Source organism: Thiocystis violacea (assembly GCF_016583565.1).
GTDB classification, from domain to species: Bacteria; Pseudomonadota; Gammaproteobacteria; order Chromatiales; family Chromatiaceae; genus Thiorhodococcus; species Thiorhodococcus violaceus_A.
This window is the reverse complement of record NZ_NRRF01000003.1, coordinates 107861-122786: the sequence shown is the minus strand read 5'-3', so window position 1 is coordinate 122786 and position 14926 is coordinate 107861. Positions and strand designations below refer to the sequence as shown.

16 protein-coding genes are annotated in these 14926 nt (G+C 66.5%); 9 read left to right on the top strand and 7 right to left on the bottom strand.

Features of this window, described 5'->3' with window-relative positions; all coding sequences use genetic code 11:
* Window positions 1–215 precede the first annotated feature (215 nt).
* From CKO23_RS02195 to CKO23_RS02185, 3 genes are read right to left on the bottom strand one after another with little or no spacing between them, the layout of a single operon-like run.
* On the bottom strand, window positions 216–953 hold the full coding sequence (locus CKO23_RS02195; protein WP_346014546.1) for a UDP-2,3-diacylglucosamine diphosphatase: 738 nt from the start codon (window positions 951–953) through the stop codon (window positions 216–218).
* 48 nt (window positions 954–1001) lie between these two features.
* The gene (locus CKO23_RS02190; protein WP_200328107.1) at window positions 1002–1295 is read right to left on the bottom strand and encodes a hypothetical protein; all 294 of its coding nucleotides are present in this window, start codon (window positions 1293–1295) and stop codon (window positions 1002–1004) included.
* A complete protein-coding gene (locus tag CKO23_RS02185; protein ID WP_242482156.1) occupies window positions 1292–2128 on the bottom strand; it encodes an ankyrin repeat domain-containing protein in 837 nt (278 codons plus the stop codon). The genes CKO23_RS02190 and CKO23_RS02185 overlap by 4 nt, the downstream gene beginning before the upstream one ends.
* On the opposite strand from CKO23_RS02185, the gene CKO23_RS02180 reads away from it, so the two are divergent.
* A complete protein-coding gene (locus CKO23_RS02180; protein ID WP_200328106.1) occupies window positions 2127–2543 on the top strand; it encodes a hypothetical protein in 417 nt (138 codons plus the stop codon). The two genes, CKO23_RS02185 and CKO23_RS02180, sit on opposite strands and share 2 nt — an antisense overlap.
* Here the strand turns inward: CKO23_RS02180 and CKO23_RS02175 are convergent.
* Complete coding sequence (locus CKO23_RS02175) at window positions 2507–3097, bottom strand: nucleoside deaminase (protein WP_200328105.1); 591 nt, start codon at window positions 3095–3097, stop codon at window positions 2507–2509. The two genes, CKO23_RS02180 and CKO23_RS02175, sit on opposite strands and share 37 nt — an antisense overlap.
* Window positions 3098–3279: 182 nt before the next feature.
* Here CKO23_RS02175 and CKO23_RS02170 point away from each other — a divergent pair, with 182 nt between their 5' ends.
* Complete coding sequence (locus CKO23_RS02170) at window positions 3280–3882, top strand: YceI family protein (RefSeq protein ID WP_200328104.1); 603 nt, start codon at window positions 3280–3282, stop codon at window positions 3880–3882.
* Window positions 3883–4265: 383 nt separating this feature from the next.
* Window positions 4266–5765, top strand: a complete 1500-nt coding sequence (locus CKO23_RS02165) for a GGDEF domain-containing protein (protein ID WP_200328103.1) — start codon at window positions 4266–4268, stop codon at window positions 5763–5765.
* Window positions 5766–5787: 22 nt separating this feature from the next.
* On the opposite strand, the gene CKO23_RS02160 is transcribed toward CKO23_RS02165, so the two are convergent.
* Window positions 5788–6921 carry a glycosyltransferase gene (locus CKO23_RS02160; RefSeq protein ID WP_200328102.1) on the bottom strand — a complete coding sequence of 378 codons (1134 nt, stop codon included), beginning with the start codon at window positions 6919–6921 and terminating at the stop codon, window positions 5788–5790.
* 344 nt (window positions 6922–7265) lie between these two features.
* Between CKO23_RS02160 and CKO23_RS02155 the strand changes: the two genes are divergently transcribed.
* Entirely contained in the window at window positions 7266–8732 is a 1467-nt protein-coding gene (locus CKO23_RS02155; protein ID WP_242482155.1) for a glycosyltransferase family 39 protein, read from the top strand.
* An 84-nt stretch (window positions 8733–8816) separates the two neighbouring features.
* On the opposite strand, the gene CKO23_RS02150 is transcribed toward CKO23_RS02155, so the two are convergent.
* The gene (locus CKO23_RS02150; protein WP_200328100.1) at window positions 8817–10067 is read right to left on the bottom strand and encodes a bifunctional alpha/beta hydrolase/OsmC family protein; all 1251 of its coding nucleotides are present in this window, start codon (window positions 10065–10067) and stop codon (window positions 8817–8819) included.
* Between the two features lie 422 nt (window positions 10068–10489).
* Here CKO23_RS02150 and alr point away from each other — a divergent pair, with 422 nt between their 5' ends.
* A complete protein-coding gene (gene alr / locus CKO23_RS02145) occupies window positions 10490–11581 on the top strand; it encodes an alanine racemase (RefSeq protein ID WP_200328099.1) in 1092 nt (363 codons plus the stop codon).
* A 3-nt stretch (window positions 11582–11584) separates the two neighbouring features.
* Here alr and CKO23_RS02140 read toward each other — a convergent pair whose 3' ends face one another.
* On the bottom strand, window positions 11585–12496 hold the full coding sequence (locus CKO23_RS02140; protein ID WP_242482154.1) for a SphA family protein: 912 nt from the start codon (window positions 12494–12496) through the stop codon (window positions 11585–11587).
* A 761-nt stretch (window positions 12497–13257) separates the two neighbouring features.
* On the opposite strand from CKO23_RS02140, the gene CKO23_RS02135 reads away from it, so the two are divergent.
* The 4 genes from CKO23_RS02135 to mbhE are packed head-to-tail and all read left to right on the top strand — an operon-like array spanning window position 13258 to window position 14881.
* Complete coding sequence (locus tag CKO23_RS02135; RefSeq protein WP_200328097.1) at window positions 13258–13506, top strand: monovalent cation/H+ antiporter complex subunit F; 249 nt, start codon at window positions 13258–13260, stop codon at window positions 13504–13506.
* The gene (gene mnhG / locus CKO23_RS02130) at window positions 13507–13869 is read left to right on the top strand and encodes a monovalent cation/H(+) antiporter subunit G (protein WP_200328096.1); all 363 of its coding nucleotides are present in this window, start codon (window positions 13507–13509) and stop codon (window positions 13867–13869) included.
* Window positions 13866–14120, top strand: coding sequence for a Na(+)/H(+) antiporter subunit B (locus CKO23_RS02125; protein ID WP_200328095.1), 255 nt, complete (start codon window positions 13866–13868; stop codon window positions 14118–14120). Before mnhG ends, CKO23_RS02125 begins: the two co-directional genes overlap by 4 nt.
* Window positions 14117–14881 carry a hydrogen gas-evolving membrane-bound hydrogenase subunit E gene (mbhE, locus tag CKO23_RS02120; protein WP_200328094.1) on the top strand — a complete coding sequence of 255 codons (765 nt, stop codon included), beginning with the start codon at window positions 14117–14119 and terminating at the stop codon, window positions 14879–14881. Before CKO23_RS02125 ends, mbhE begins: the two co-directional genes overlap by 4 nt.
* The last annotated feature ends 45 nt before the right edge of the window (window positions 14882–14926 follow it).

Sequence of the window (14926 nt, the reverse complement as noted above, 5' to 3'; positions counted from 1 at the left end):
ATAAGGACTAAAGGAGGGATTCGTGGGCAGTCGCGCCGGCTGCGCAGCGCGCCATTCGTCGGCCAATGATGGCCGCTCGTCGGGAAGCTATTGATTTGAAATGGCTATTATTTGCTGCGACGTCTCACCTCTGCGACACGCGCTTGTCACACGGCCGCAGCGTTGCGTGCGGAGGCGGTGAGCGTCTTTACCGGCGTCGGCCGTCGGACAGGCGCCTAGTCGGCGCCTTCGCGATGCCAGTGACCCGCCCGGTGGACCAGGACCTCACCGCGATCCTCGTGCCACTCGGCGAGCACCGTCCGGCGGGCACTGGTTGCCGCCAGCATGAGCTGGTGCTCGTCCGGTCTGTGGGTGTGCCCGTGGATCAGCCGCGTGGCTCGGAAGCGGCGGAGGTAGTCGGCGACCGTGCTCGGGTTGACGTCCATGATGTTTTTGGACTTGGCCGAGGTCGCGGCGCCGCTCTTGCGGCGATAGTCGGCGGCGATGGCGCGCCGGCTGGCGAGTGACTTGCGTTGGAAGAGCCAGGTCACCAGGGGGTTGCGGATCCGTCGCCGAAAGCGCTGATAGGCGAGGTCGTCCGTGCAGAGCAGGTCGCCATGCATGAGCAGCGTCCGTTCGCCGCCGAAGTGGTGGAGGCTGGGGTCGCGCAGCAGCGTGCAGCCCGTGTCTTGACAGAAGGCGCGGCCGAGCAGGAAGTCACGATTGCCGCGCATCAAGGCGCAGCGCGTGCCGGATTGCGTGAGTGCGCGCAGCGCCCGGCGTACCTCCACATAGGCGGCCGTGTCGTCATCGTCGCCGATCCAGGTCTCGAAGAGGTCGCCGAGGATGAAGAGCTGCCGCGCCGGGCGCGCCCGCCCGGCGAGGAAGCGCAGGAAGAGCGCAATGGTTGCGGGACGCTCCGGGGCCAGATGCAGGTCGGAGACGAAAAGGGATTCGCCCAAGTCAGGCGTCACGCGGCGCCAGCTCCACGGGCGTGCCCGGCCCCGCACCCTACCGACGCATCAGTCGGTATCGGCATCCAGCCAGCCTTGCAGTGCCTCGACCAGGGATTGCGCCTGCGCCCGGCTGGAAATGTTGAATTTGGACTGCTGGCGGTACTCGCCCGCGCGTTTTTGATAGCGACGGATGGTGTAGCGCTCCGGGCCGTATTCGCCCTTGGCGCGGTCCCAATCCTGGTAGCGGAAGAGGATGGTCGTCCAACTCCCCTTGGACAGGATGACCTTGTCCAGCTCCTTCGTGGTTTCGATGCCGTCTTCCGTGTAAGTGACGGTCAGGTCTTCGACCTTTTCGGTCATTCTGGTTTCCCCTGTGTCTCGGGTGATGAGGTGGCGCCGACCTGTCCGCGCGCCGCGCCGTTGCGCTCGAGCAGATCGACGATGTCGCGACTGTCCTTGCCTCCGCGACTCGCCAGCTCCAGGGCGAGCGTCAGAGGGCGTTGCCCCTGTGCGCTGGGCTCGCTCACGTCGGCGCCCAGCATGATGAGGCGCGCCACCGTGTCCAGCTGGCCCGCCGCGATGGCGAGGTGCAGCAGCGTGCGGCCCCCGGCATCACGCTGGTTCAGGCTCGCACCGCGGCGCAACAGCAGCGCGAAGCTATCCCGGTCGGCGACGCCAGCCTCGACCAGCTCGGCGAGCATCGCCTGGGCGTCGAGCGCCGCCCCGTGCTCGATCAGCATCTGCGCGACCTGCGTCCTGCCGTTGGTCAGGGCGACGCGCATCGCCGTCTGGCCAGCGGCGTCGCGGGTCTGCGGATCAGCACCATGCTCCACCAGCTCGCGGGCGATGCGCACCCGGCCATCGCGCGCGGCGACATGGAGCGGGTAGTCGCCATTGACGTCCGCTTGATTGACGTCCGTATCCCAGTAGAGGTGACGCATCACCTGATCCAGGTCGCCCGTATGCACGGCGCTGTAGAGGCTCAGAGTCGGTGGCGCCGGCTCCGTGCAGGCGCTCACGAGCAGGGCGAACGCGAGAAAAAAGGTGGACAATGGATGGTACATGACTCTTGGGCGTTCGCGGATGACCCCGTCGAGATTGAGGGATGGTAAGTCCACCGCTCGCGGCGCCGCAACCCAGGCGTGGGCATCGCTTCGGCGCTGGACGGCATTCCTGTAAGGCGGGCTCGCCATGATCGGAAAACTCCTGCTGACCCTGTTGGTGGTACTCGGTGCCTATGGCGTGCTGCGCGCGCGCTGGCATCGGGATCGCGTTGCTCGCGGCTTGGAGCCGGCGCGCCCGCCACTCGTCCCGCGCGGGGCGATCCGCTTGGCGGCCGCCATCGTCGTGGCCGCGATGGCCCTCGGCAGTGTCCTGGGCCTCTTGCAGGGCTGGCGGCAAGAGCGGGAAGTGGTGCAGGTCCAGGTGGTCAACGCCAACACCGGGCAGCTCACGACCTATCGCGTGCGTCGTGGCAGCATCCAGGGGCGCCGGCTCGTGACCCTCGACGGCCGCCAGATCCGGCTCGCCGACGTCGAGCGGATGATCATCCTGCCGCCGGATTCCGCGGATCAGCCCGGCTTCCCGCCCCGGTCGGCCGGACCATAGATCTCGCCGCCGGCCGCGGCATAGGCCTGGAGAAGGGCGATGGCGTCCTCGCGCAGGACATCACGCGTCACCTCGATCCCACGGCGGCGGTAGCCCTCGATCCAGTCCCAGGGCTTGTGCCCTTCGTCGAAGCCTGCCGCGCGTGCATCCTCGTCGCGCGCCGCGCACACCAGCCGCTCGACGCCCGACCAGGGTAGCGCGCCCAGGCACATGGCGCAGGGCTCGGCGCTGCTATAGATGACACAGCCGCCAGCGACCACCCGACTGAGGTCATAGGCGCCCAGCCGCTGTTGGGCGCCGGCGATCGCGACCATCTCCGCATGGGCGATCGAGCAGCGGGACGCAACCACCAGATTGACCCCGACCCCGATCAGCGCGCCGCTCTGGGCATCGAAGAGCGCCGCGCCGAAGGGGCCGCCAGAGCCGTTGCGGATGTGCTCGCGGGTGAGATCGAGGACCAGCCGCATCCGCGCCTGGTCGCTGGCGAGGGGCGTCTCGCGTGCGCTGATGAAGGCGTCCAGCCAATGAGGAGGGGCGATCTGAATGCGGTGCATCTGGCTCTCTCGCAGCTCGCGGTTCGGTTCCGGACCGCTTGTTTCTCTGGATTTCGGTTCCAAGTTGTTGACGCGGATTGGTTGCCGACGCGGATCACGCGGCAGGGCGAACGACTCGCCGACAGGCGCCAACCTCGACGCTTCGCAAGAACCCGATGATCAACCGCCGAACGGAGGAGACCATGCGTAAATCGACCCTGTCCCTATCCCTGATGCTGATCGCGGCCCTGGCCGCGGCCCCCGCGCTCGCCGACTGGAGTCTGGATCCTGAGCGCTCCGCTGTCACCTATGTCACCATCAAGTCCAAGGATGTCGCCGAGAACAACAGCTTCACGCAGATGCATGGTCGCATCGACCCCGATGGGCAGGTGATGGTCGGGCTCATGCTCGACAGTGTCGAGACCCTGGTGCCGATCCGCAACGAGCGGATGCGCGAGATCCTCTTCGACACGACAGACTACAAGGAGGCGCAGATCAAGGCCAAGATCGACCCGAAGCTCCTCGCCGACCTCAAGGTCGGTGAGGTCGCCCGAGTCAGCGCGGAAGGCACCCTGCTGCTGCACGGCGCGGAGCAGCCGATGACGCTCTCGGTGATGGCGGCCAAGCTGGACCCGGGCACGCTCATGGTTGCCACCACCAAGCCGCTGATCGTGGATGCGTCCAAATTCGGACTCAGCGATAGCGTGGAGAAGCTGCGCGAGATCGCTGGCTTGGCGAGCATCAGCGAGGCCGTGCCCGTCACCTTCGTCGTCACCTTCGTGGAGGCATCGGCCGCTGCCAAGTGATGTGCTGTCCACCGCGGTCCGCGAGGGCCGCTGTCTTCCAGGGTGCCTGGCATCCCGGGTGCCGGCCCCCAATTAAGGCTGTCGGGGCCTGCATCCACCGGGTATGATCGAGCCTCATGCAGGGCTGTCACAGGGTCGTTGCCGGCAGTCTATCGCCCCTTCTGCCGGTCATGCGGCGGCGCAGCCCGGATTGAACGCGCCCCACCTGGGGTATCGCGTGGTCTCGAATACTCGAGACGGGTAGAGGCTAGGGTGACCATTTTGCACCGATACCGACCTTTCATGCGTCCGCGTGCGCACTCACGCGCGTCCGCTCGATCGTGCCAGGCCGTCCCGACCCTTGGGACGGTCGCGTCCGGCCATGAGCACGGGAAGTGGCTGGGATGACCCCCGACGTCCGTAACGCCCTGGCGTATTGCCCGAACCTACCGACACTGCCGGGAGTCGCGGTGCGCATCCTCGAGATGGGGCGCGATCCCGATGTGAACATCGGCGTGCTCGCCGGGCTCCTGGCGAAGGATCCCGCCCTCTCCAGCCGGATGCTCCGCGTCTGCAACTCGCCGCTCTATGCCCAGCGCAGGACCACGACCAACCTGCACCAGGCCGTCATGCTCCTCGGGCTCAACTCGACCATGACCATGGCCCTGAGCTTCACCCTGTCCGACCTCTATCGCGCCTCGAATGGGCGACAGCGGTACCTGCAGCGGGTCTGGAAGCGGGCGGTGGTGTCGGCCCTGGCGAGCCGCATGCTCGGTGAGCGGATCGGGCTCGGCTCTCTCGATGAACTCTATCTCGCCGCCTTGCTCCAGGACCTCGGCATCCTGGCCCTCTATGCCGCCCTGCCGGAACGCTATGCCCCGCTCATCGAGCAGTACGACTCGCACGACGCATTCCTGAAGCTGGAGCGCGACACCCTGGGCTGCGACCACGGCGAAGCGGGGGCCTGGCTGATGCGTCATTGGGGCGTGCCAGAGCGTCTCGCCATGACGGCGGTCGCCGTGCACGATCCGGACGACAGCACGCTCGATGCGGAGCAAAAACGCTTCATTCATCCGATCGCGGTTGCCGGTCAGCTCGCTGAATTCGTCCTCTCGGACGGGGGCGAGGGCGCCATGGAGGCGGTCGTACGCTCCGCCAATGACTGGCTGGGGTTGGGGCCGGATGCAGTGGAGGTGCTCGTCGAGGGCATCCTCATCGCGCTCCCAGAGCTGGGCGGGGTCTTCGATCTCGAAGTGCTGTCCGCGGAGATGGCGGCCGGCTTGATCGACCAGGCGCGCGAGATCCTGGCGACCCGCAATCTGCGGCTGATCCACCAGGCCGCCGAGCACCATCAGCGCGTGATCGAGATGGAGCAAGCGGCCGAGCTGCTGCAGAAGGCCGCCATCCATGACGCCCTGACGGGGCTGCACAATCGGCGGCACTTCGATCAGGTGCTGGACGTCGAGTTCGCGCTCGCCATCGACAACGCCTGGCCCCTGACCCTCGGTTTCATCGACCTGGACCACTTCAAGCAGGTCAACGATACCCAGGGGCATGTGGTTGGCGACACCGTGCTGGTCAAGGTGGCCGGCGTGCTCAAGAAGAATCTGCGCGAGCGTGACCACATCATGCGCTATGGCGGCGAGGAGTTCGTCGTCCTGCTGCCGGGGCATGGCGTGGAGGCGGCGCTCAAGGTGTTCGAGCGGCTGCGCACCGCTGTCGAGGAGACGCTGCACGCCGGTGAGTCAGGCGCGCGCTTTCGCATCACGACCTCGATCGGTCTCGCTTCGCACATGGACGGCGAGCATCGGTTCGACGAACCCCTCGACCTGGTGCGGGCCGCCGATCGCTCGCTCTACGACGCCAAGCGCTCCGGGCGCAACCAGGTCGTCGTCGCCTCCTGAATCGACGCCCATCCGCCCGCCCTCACGCCGTCTTTGGCCGTTTCCAGGTGTAGACCGCCGTCACCGCATAGTTCCAGACAGCGCCGACCAGGATTCCAGCCAAGGCCGAGAGGAACCAGCTGGAGTGTCCCTCTTGGAAGAGGTAGTCGGCGATGCCGACGTTGGCGAGCGCGCCGACGCTGCAGGTCGCCACGAAGCTGAGCCAGCCCCAGAGGAGCTGGCGTCCGCGCAGCCGCATGTCGCGGTAGGTCAGGATGTTGTTGAGGAAGAAGTTGCTGGTCATGGCGACCAGGGTCGCCGTGCTTTGGCCGAGCAGAAAGGCCTCGTTGCCCAGCCAATGCAGCATCGGCCAGAGGACCGCCATGTGAACGAAGACGCCCAGTGCGCCGATGAGCGAAAAGGCGATGAAGCGCACCGGGATCAGTGGGCCGATGAGTTTTTGCGTCAGCATCAGCAGGTACTCCCAGAGCACCGCGTTGTCCAGCTTGCTGCTGCCGGCATGGCGCTGGCGGAAGCTGAAAGGTAGCTCCTTGAAGCGCAGCGGCTGCTCGGCCGCCGAGAAGATGTCCAGCAGGATCTTGAAGCCGACGCCCGTGAGGCGTCGCACGCACGCCCTGACGACGTCCGCCCGGACCATGAAGAAGCCGCTCATGGGGTCTTGCAGCTCCACGCGGATGAGGATCTGGCCGATCCGGGTCGCGAGCCGGCTCATCGACTGGCGCCGGGCATTCCAGGTGCCCACGTCGCCGCCCGCGACGTAGCGGCTGCCGACGACGATATCCAACTCCTCCGCCTTGATGGCTGCGAGCATGCGCGGCAAGAGCTGCTCGTCGTGCTGCAGGTCGCCGTCCATCACGGCGAGAAAGGGCGCCGAAGTGGCGAGCATCCCCTCGATGCAGGCCGAGGAGAGACCGCGCCGGCCGATGCGCTGAATCACGCGGATACGCGCGTCCGTGCGGGCCAGGGCGCGAGCGCGCTCGGCCGTGCCGTCGGGCGAATCGTCATCGACGAAGATCAGCTCCCAGGCGACGCCTTCCAGCACCTCCGCGACCCGCCGCGACAGCTCTTCGACCGAGTCGACCTCCCGGTACGTTGGTACGATGATGGCGAGTTCTGGCGGCTGGCAGGGGGCGAGACGGGTCGTGGGGTCGGTCATGAGAGAGCGCCTGAAAGCGGTTTGCGGGCCTCGAGGCCGGTGTCTGTGTCAAGATTCGCCCCGCGTCTCGGTCCCGATGGCGGTGTCCTCGCGGGTGCGGGGCCGTGGTCCCTGCCAAGACTCGGCCGGGCTGGCCAAGGCTGGGTGCATGCTCGGTTGGCCGGCAGCGCGATGGGACGCGCATTCTAACCCCTCTGGAGCCGAGCCGTGGGCCGGCGAGAGATTCCACGTAAGGCAGACAGGCAATGAACCCAGCCTCGACCGACCGATCGCCGAGCACTCCTAGACCGGCCGCGCCAACGCCTGCCTCGCTCTGGCGCGTGCCCCTGATGCTGATCGCCGCCATGACTCTGTGGCGCATCGCCATCGCCGCCTTCATGCCCGTGACCCAGGATGAGGCCTATTACTTCGACTGGGCACGCAGCCTCGCCTGGGGTTACTTCGACCATCCGCCAGGCGTCGCCCTCTTGGGGCTCGGGACTCTGCTCGAACCGGGCTCCGCGCTGATGGCGCGACTCGGGGGGATCCTCGCCAGCACGCTCACGCTGCTCGTGCTTGCCAGGCTCTACCTCAACGCCGGACTGACTCGGTCAAGAGATCTGAGTCTCGCACTGCTGCTTGCCTTCGCGACCCTGCCGGGGCTCGCCGGCGGTGTCCTAATCACGCCAGAGACCGCGCTTGCGCTTGCTTGGGCGTTGGCCCTGCATGAGGCGGAGCGCGCCCTGGCGGGCGACAGGCGCCGCTGGGTGACAGCGGGCGTGGCGACCGGGCTCGGGCTGCTCGGCAAGTACACCATGGTGCTCGTCGGCCCGGTCTTCCTCTGGGCCATCCTGGTTGCGGACTGGCGGGCCTTGCGCACGCCTTGGCCCTACCTGGGCGGGCTGGCGGCGCTCCTGGTCTTTTCGCCCAACATCCTTTGGAATGCCCAGCACGATTGGCTGACCATGGGCTTTCAGTTTGGTCATGGCTTCTCGATCGAGGTGGCCGGCTTCGCGGCGCCGGAGGCGGATGCCATCGACCATGAAGGGCCGCAATCCGCGCTCGAGCGGCTCGGCAGCCTGCTCGGCTATGTCGGCACTCAGCTCGGGTTCTGGGGCGCCATGCTGGTTGCGATGCTCATTCGGCGCGTGGGTCGGCTCCGCTCGGTGGGCGCCGACAGCGCGCCGGCCTTGTCAGGGTCTGCCCGAGCATTGCTGATCGCCGCGACCGGCTTCCCCTTGGCCTTCTTCGGTCCCGTGTCCCTGGTGAGCGAGGTGGAGGCCAATTGGCCAGTCGTCTATCTCATGTCCGCGGCGCCCCTGCTCGCGGTTTGGCTGCGTCCAGTCCGCATCTGGGTCGCCGCCGCGGCTGGCGTCAACCTCTTGCTCGTGAGTCTCTACGCCTTCCATGCCGCGACCGACGCCTTGCCGCTGCCAGACAGTCAGAACCGCATCCTGCGCGAGACTCACGGCTTTGCCGAGCTGGCGCGGATCGCCGGCGAGCTGGATGCGCCGGTCTATGCGGACCGTTACCAGACGACCGCGATGCTGAGGTTCTATCGACCCGACCTCGATGCGACCCAGTGGCCGGGTCTCACCCGTCCCTCGGAATATCTACGAGGTCAGATCGCGCCGCGCGTGCGTCCGGGTGAGCTATTCGGGCCTTTTTGGCTGGTGACCCGCTTCGCCGCGCCTCCCCCGATTGCGGGCTTCCGGGCCGAGCAGGCGCGTGTGTTCTTCGATTGTCCGAGACGGACCTTGCAGGAAGGGGGCCGCCCAGCCTGCCGTCGTCCGCTGCACACCTGGTGGCTCTACCGCTATCGGCCGGATTGATGCCGATGCCCAGGATGTCATGGCTCCCGGGCATCGCGCCGGCGGTCGGTGCGCCGCCGCGCGCCTGTCGGTGACCAAGCCGCCTCAGTGCGAGTCGTCCTCGACGTAGCGCGTCTCGATCAAGGGCATGGCATCCAGCGTGCGATGCACCGGGCAGCGCTCGGCGATCTCCAGCAAGCGTGCGCGTTCGGCGACGCTGAGATTGCCGTGGATGTTGATGCGCTGGACGATCCGATCGACCTTGGTGAGCTTCGCCTCGCAGTCCCCGCAGTCGTTCGCATAGTTGCGCTCATGGCGCAGCATCACCTCCACGTCGTCCAGGTCGATGCCCTTGCGCTTGGCATACTGGCGCAACGTCATGGAGGTGCAGGCCCCCAGCGCCATGAGGAGCAGGTCGTAGGGCGAGGGGCCGAGGTCCGAGCCGCCGACGGCGGCGGGCTCGTCGGCCAGCCATTGGTGGTGCTCCGTATAGAGACCACGCAGGAAGTTGGTGTCGATCTCCGTGACCATGACCTCGCCCGACGCGACCTTGGGCGCGGTGCCCGTGCTGGGCTCGAAGGCGTGCCTGCCGAGCCCCAGATAGCGGCTCGCCCAAGCGACCAGGGTCTCCGCGACGTATTCGGCGTCCTCGCGGTTGCTGAGCATATGATCGGCGTTGTCGAGCGAGATGAAGCTCTTGGGGTGTCGCGCGGCCTGGTAGATCTTGGCGGCCTCCGCGATATCGACGATGGTGTCGAGCGGCGAATGGAAGACCAGAAGGGCGCGGTTCAGGTGTCGAATGTGATCCGCGTCGCCATAGCGGGCCAGGTCGTCGAGCAGCTGTTTCTTGATGCGGAAGCGGCGCAGACCGATCTTGATCTCCGCCTCGCCCTCGTCCTCGAGCTGACCGCGCGCCCCGCTGAGCAGGTGCTGGACATGCGAGGCCGTGGCGGGTGCCGCGATGGTCACGACCGCCTCCACGGAGGGGAGCTGAGGCGCGGCGGCCAGCACGGCGGCCCCGCCCAGACTGTGGCCGATGAGCAGCGCCGGCGCCTCGAAGTCCTGCTCGAGCTTGCGCGCCGCGGCGAGCAGATCCTGCACATTAGATGAGAAGTTGGTGTTGGCGAAGTCGCCGTCGCTGTTCCCCAGTCCGGTGAAGTCGAACCTGAGGGAGGCGATCCCGCGCGCGGCGAGCGCGCGGCTGATGCGGCTGGCGGCGGCCACGTCCTTGCTGCAGGTGAAGCAGTGGGCGAAGAGGGCATAGCGGGCGACTGGAACCCGCTCCGGCGGCGTCTCCAGCAAACCGACCAGGGTCTGGCCATCGGCGTTCGGGAACTCGAGCTTGATACGTGACATTCCAAGGCTATCCAGTCAGATGTGCGTCCGAGGTGTGATGAGGATCGAATCGATGTTCGGGATCAGTCGGTTCGGGATCAGTCGGGGTTCGGGATCGGTCGGTGCTTGCGATCACTATCGGGTTGCGACCGCGGTGGCTGGAATCAAGCGGGGCACACGGCCCCGTTGAAGAGAGGGCGCGGCGGCAGCGTGCGTGAGCCGATTCAGCCGCGATGCTGCGCTGCAATATACCGCGAGTCGTTCGTTCAAGCGACACCGGCGCGCGAGAAACTCGCATATAATCATTGAATTATATTCTCAGGTGAGACTCTGTCCGCCCCTGTCCGATGCGCCTGTTGGAGGCGAGGCCCCCGCGCCTGCCGCCGCATCCGCGCGCGGACCGAGCGCGAGACAAGGCGTCGAGCCCATGGCAAAGTGACCTCATGATTCCCTCGTCCCGTCCGCTCAGAGCCCGCATCCATCTGGATGCCATCCTGCACAACTATCGTCTCGCCAAAGGGGCTGCGTCCAAGGCGCGCGCCCTGGCCGTCATCAAGGCCAATGCCTATGGTCACGGCGCGGTCCAGGTCGGGCGGATGCTGGCGCCCCAGGCCGACGGCTTCGCGGTGGCCTGTCTCGGGGAGGCGCTGGAGCTGCGCGAATCGGGGATCCGCAATCCCATTCTGCTCTTGGAGGGCGCCTTTTCGCCGGACGAGATCGCCGTGGCGGACCGGGCCGATCTGGCGCTGGTGGTCCACTGTCGGGAGCAGCTCGACTGGGTGCTGGCGGCGCGTCCCTCGCGGCCGCTGCCATGCTGGATCAAGATCGACTCCGGCATGCATCGGGTCGGCTTTGCCCCGGAGGCGTTCGCCGAGGTCCATGCCCGCCTGCGGGCTTGCCCGCATGTCGGTCAGCGATGCGCCATGACGCACTTCGCGCGCGCGGACGAACCCGAGCACCCCTATACGCACACCCAGCTGGAGGTCTTCGACCAGGCCCTTCAGGGCGCGCCGCTGCCGTGCAGCCTGGCCAATTCGGCCGCCATCCTTGCCTGGCCGCGGGCGCATCGTGACTGGACGCGCCCCGGCATCATGCTCTACGGCGCCTCGCCCTTCGCCAGCGAGGATGCGCGTGCCCGCGATCTGCGCCCGGCCATGACCCTGGAATCGGCGCTGATCGCCATTCGGGATCTCCGGCCGGGCGATCCCATCGGCTACGGCGGGCGCTTCGTCTGTGACCGCCCGACCCGGGTCGGCGTGGCGGCCGTCGGCTATGCGGACGGCTATCCCCGTCACGCCAGGGATGGCTCACCGGTTGCCGTCAAGGGGCGCATCACGCGGGTGATCGGCCGCGTCTCCATGGACATGATCACCCTGGACCTGACCGGCATGGAGGACGTGCGTCTGGGTGATCCGGTCGAGCTCTGGGGGCGGACGGTCTCGGCGACGGATGTCGCCCACGCGAGCGACACCATCGCCTATCAACTCTTCACCAGCGTCAGCCGGCGTGTCCCCCTGGTCTACGAAGGGCTCTGACGCTCACTGGAAGTGGTGCACATAGCGCAGGTTGACTCTGGATCCTTCGGTCCGGTTCTCCGCCCAGGTCTCCCAGTAAACGTTGGCGAAGAGGTGATCGTGCTTCGAGAAGTGGTAGACGAGACCTGGGCCGATGCCGAGCACCTGCTCCTTGGAATCGGACAGGTCGTGCCCGTCCAGCTTGTTCTCGGTGATCTGCTTCAGATAGTAGCCGTTGATGCCGATCCGCAGCCGGTTCGGGAGCACCTCGTAGGCGCTTGCGAAGTTGATGTGAATGGCCTGGCCGGCCTGCGCGTCCTTGGCTTCGAGCGGGGTGTAGGGGTCTGAGTTCTCCGCGTTCCAGAGATAGTGCAGGCGCCAGGACAGGGTCCACTTCGGCGCCAGGAAGGCGGTGGCCGCCCAGTAGGGGTTGAAGGAGAAGACGTTGCTGCCCGGATTGAGCGCGTGGTCCGCGTCATAGGCCCCGGTCGGGAGCAGCATCTGGAACTCGACGCGCTGCACCAGCTTGGGGCCGTTCGCGCCCATGATGGGATCCCACTGCAGGTAAGGGCCGACCAGCAGATCGCCGAGGTTGGCGCTGTTGGCGGAGAGGGCCAGGTTGTCCTTCGGATCCAGGTCGAAGCCGACGGCCGGGAGCATGAGGTTCATGCCCCACTTGCCGCCGAAGGCCAGCTCCTGATCCGATTGGTAGACCAGTTGGGTCAGACTGATGTTTGCGTCGACTTGCGCCTTCTCCAGCCCGCGCGGGGTCGGCAGGCGCATGTCGTGGCCGTCGCCGTCCTTCAGCCGGCCATTGCGATAGAGTTGGACATACTGCTGGACATACCAGCCGGGGCCGGCCGGCGGCGCGCCGTCCAGGAAGCTGGTGAAGCCGAGATTCACGGCCGGCAGGTCGTAGGCGCAGACCGTCTGCATGGCGGCAAGACCCGCTGCAGTGGCGAGGACTCTCAATGGGGCACGTCTTATGGGGGTACGTCTCATAATGGCACCTTCTTCTTCGGCGATTCGTGTCGAAGACCATGCCCGTTGACGGGTTGAGTGGCCTGCCTTCCGTGTCACACTGAGCGTCAAATCGTCGCTCGATGCTCTGGTGAATGCTCCTTGAAGACGGACCAACATCCGGCCCATCGGGCAGGGTTTTTTCCGGCAATCGCATGATGGATCGGTTGAAACCGGGCGCCAACGTAGCACAGGCGGGACGCGCGGGATTCGGCCGACGCTCCCGAAATCTTGACCAGGATCAGTGATCCGGCACGGGGTCAGCGTGGAGCCGGTGTTTCGGGGCGGCTGGTGGCTGCCGTGCCCCAGTCGCGGCTCACCGTGAATCGCTCGGCTCGGGGATCTCGCCGGTGCCGAGGCAGCCAGCGAAGTCACTTGATAAGCATCAGCATTGATAAGCATCAGCATTGATAAGCATCAGCATTGATAAGCATCAGCGCAATTCGGCGAGAGATCTGGCATAACACACGCGGCTCGCGAGAGCCGGCCCTGCTCTGGTTCAACATCGGATCTCCCCCAACCCTATCGTCAGAGTTCCGACAGCGAACTTGGCAAGGCGTGATGGGTCGTCACCTCGGGGTGTTACACTCCGCGCCGAATCTGAGTTGTCATGAGAGTCTGACGCGTGTCGCGCTTTCAGGGCTTGTCGTCGTTTCAATCAAGCCAAGGGGCGCTCTATGTTCGAATTGCTGATTCTGCTGCTCCTGCCTCCGATTGCCATGATCCTCTGGCGCTTCCTGAAAGGACCGGATGCCCCCAACCGCATCCTGGCCCTGGATACGCTGAGCGTTCTCTTCATCTCCCTGCTCACACTGCTGGCGATCCATGAGGGCCGGAGCATCTATCTCGATGTTGCCTTCGTATTTGCATTGGTCGGTTTCGCCGGCGTCGTGCTCTTCGGGCGCTTTCTTGAGAAGGGGGTCTGAATGGAGATCCTGGGGTATGTGCTGATGGCGGGTGGGGCCTTCTTCTTCTGGGTCAGCGGGCTTGGCCTGATTCGCATGCCGGATGTCTTCACCCGGATGCATGCCGGCGCCAAGGCGACCACCATGGGCTCCTTGCTCATGCTGCTGGGCGCGGCCTGCGTGGAGCCGGCCTGGGCGCCGCGGCTGCTGCTGCTCGCCCTCTTCATCCTGCTGACCAATCCGCTCAGCTCGTCCGTCCTGGCGCGCGCGGCCTATCGCAGTGGCACACTGGGGACGATCTTGGTCCACGATGCCTATGCGGAGCGCAGGTCCGCGGCGGAAGAGTCCGGCGATGGGCGCGCGGTCGAGGAGGTCACGTCATGACCGGGCTGCTCGTCTCCCTGCTCTTCGTCTGGATGATCGCGGGGGCCTGGATGGCCATCGTCCAGGACGACCTGCTGCAGTCCGTGGTGGGCTTCTCTCTGGTCAGTCTGGGTGCCGTGGGCCAGTTCTTCCTGCTGCAGGCCCCCGACGTGGCCCTGACCGAGGCGGCGATCGGCGCGGCCGCCGGCAGCTTCGTGCTGCTCATGGGTGTCCGCCAGCTTGGGCGTTCTGAAGACAAGGGGCTGAAATGAGCGATGTTCCATTGCGCAAGAGGGTCAGAGCCAAGACCCTGATGCTGGTCCTGCTCTGTGGCTGGCTGTTTGCCGCGCACCTCGGCATCCTGTTTCAGTACGGGCTGGATGGGCAGACGGCCAGCGTCGGCGACGCCCTGCTCGCACGCAATGCGGAGACCGCCTCGGCCAATGCCGTGACCTCCGTGGTGGTCAGCTACCGCGGCTTCGACACCCTGGGCGAGGTGACCGTGCTCTTCCTGGCGGCCACCGGCATCGGGCTCCTCTTCGGCGCGCGGCAGCGTGCCGGGGCCGAGGGGGCGGAGACGCCGATCAGTGACCCGAACGAGATGCTGATGACGGGGGTGCGCCTGCTCTTCCCGGTCCTCGTCCTGCTGGGCGTCTATGTGGTGGTGCACGGCCATCTCTCGCCCGGCGGCGGATTCCAGGGCGGCGTCATCATCGCGACCGCCTTCTTCCTGCGCATGCTGGCGGATCGCACCTTCGTTCTGAATCACAGTCTGATCGGGTTGCTCGAAGCGCTCTCCGGCAGCGGCTTCGTCCTTGTCGGACTCCTGGGTTTGATACTGCTCGGCACGGCGACCTTCCTCGGCAACTTCCTGCCTCACCCGGTCGCGGACATGGGCCGGCTGCTGTCCGCGGGCGTCATCCCCGTCGTCTATTGCCTGGTCGGCGTCAAGGTCGGCGCCGAAGTCGCCGCCATCTTCGGCGATATGCTGGAGCGTGGCAGCAGCCATCCGCCCGACGCCGAGACATCCTGACTAAATCCCGCGGAAGCCTGTGCGTCCGGTCTTCTGATCGGCAAG